The sequence below is a fragment of the Paracerasibacillus soli genome, from assembly GCF_042432965.1.
Classification (GTDB): domain Bacteria; phylum Bacillota; class Bacilli; order Bacillales; family Amphibacillaceae; genus Paracerasibacillus; species Paracerasibacillus soli.
This window is the reverse complement of sequence record NZ_JBHLWL010000025.1, coordinates 1-1,438: the sequence shown is the minus strand read 5'-3', so window position 1 is coordinate 1,438 and position 1,438 is coordinate 1. Positions and strand designations below refer to the sequence as shown.

General features: G+C 33.7%; 1 protein-coding gene. It reads right to left on the bottom strand.

What is annotated here, in order from left to right:
- Positions 1–78: 78 nt before the first annotated feature.
- On the bottom strand, positions 79–1,341 hold the full coding sequence (gene mobV / locus ACFFIS_RS09070) for a MobV family relaxase (protein WP_000119405.1): 1,263 nt from the start codon (positions 1,339–1,341) through the stop codon (positions 79–81).
- Positions 1,342–1,438 lie beyond the last annotated feature (97 nt).

The window sequence follows — 1,438 nt, the reverse complement described above, 5'->3', positions numbered from 1 at the left end:
TTTCTATATGTATCAAGATAAGAAAGAACAAGTTCAAAACCATCAAAAAAAGACACCTTTTCAGGTGCTTTTTTTATTTTATAAACTCATTCCCTGATCTCGACTTCGTTCTTTTTTTACCTCTCGGTTATGAGTTAGTTCAAATTCGTTCTTTTTAGGTTCTAAATCGTGTTTTTCTTGGAATTGTGCTGTTTTATCCTTTACCTTGTCTACAAACCCCTTAAAAACGTTTTTAAAGGCTTTTAAGCCGTCTGTACGTTCCTTAAGGAATTCCTTAGTGCTTTCATAGATTAAACTCACATCACGCTTTAAATCGCTTATTTTAGACTTTAAAGACTTGTTTTCTTCAAGCAACTCATTATAATCATTTACATTTTCATTAAATCGCTCTACAAGACCACTATATTTTTCTTTAACTTGCCCATGTTCTTTACTTAATTTTTTATATTCTCTCGCCATATCAGTACTCATGAGATTTCTAACATGCTGTTTTAACCTATCGTTATCTCTCGCAGCAGTCACTAAGTTTTTATAATCACGCTCCGATATAACAACATTTTTGGTTGGTTTCTTTTCTGTTTTCATTATTTCTTTTCCCAAACCAAACATGGACTTTTCACCCGTTGGCACTTCAACACTTTTCATGTGTCGTTTCGCTGGTACTTCTAAATCTGATTTAACTTTATCGCTATAAGCAGTCCATTCATCTTTTTTAACTGCTAAATTTTTTTCTAGAAAATCAATCTCTTTTTCCAAAGTTTGTTTTTTAAATTTAGCTGTCTCAATATGTTTACGGTCAGAGCCACGTTCACCACGCTTCAACTCAAAACCCTGTTTTTTCATATGCTCGGGGAATTTATCTTGTAGCCATAACAGTTCTTGACGATTAAACACATTTTTTCCTTGCAGTTTTCCATCACGCATAGGCACAACACCTAAATGCATGTGAGGGGTTTGCTCATCATTATGAACTGTTGCATAAGCAATATTTTGCTTGCCATATCGTTCGGAAAATAATTTATAACTTTCCTCAAAAAATCGTTTTTGTTCTCCTGGATCCAGTTGCTCAAAAAAATCTCGGTCAGATGTTACTAGCAACTCATTTACAAGAACAGCATCTTTCCTCGTTTTTCTTGTACCTGTTTTTTGTGATTCAATAATTTCTTTGACACGTTCGTTGTAATCAATATTTTTATCATTTTTCAAATCATAATTTTCACGTGTTCGCTCATGGTCAATATCATCATTCGTTCTACTTTTTCGCTCTCTTTGATTATGAAATTGCATGCCTTTTAGTCCAGCTGATTTCACTTTTTGCATTCTACAAACTGCATAACTCATATGTAAATCGCTCCTTTTTAGGTGGCACAAATGTGAGGCATTTTCGCTCTTTCCGGCAACCACTTCCAAGTAAAGTATAACACACTATACTTTATAT

What these genes read in the sequence shown, in the direction of transcription:
- mobV (WP_000119405.1), bottom strand. Translation starts at nt 1,341, where the DNA reads ATGAGTTATGCAGTTTGTAGAATGCAAAAAGTGAAATCAGCTGGACTA.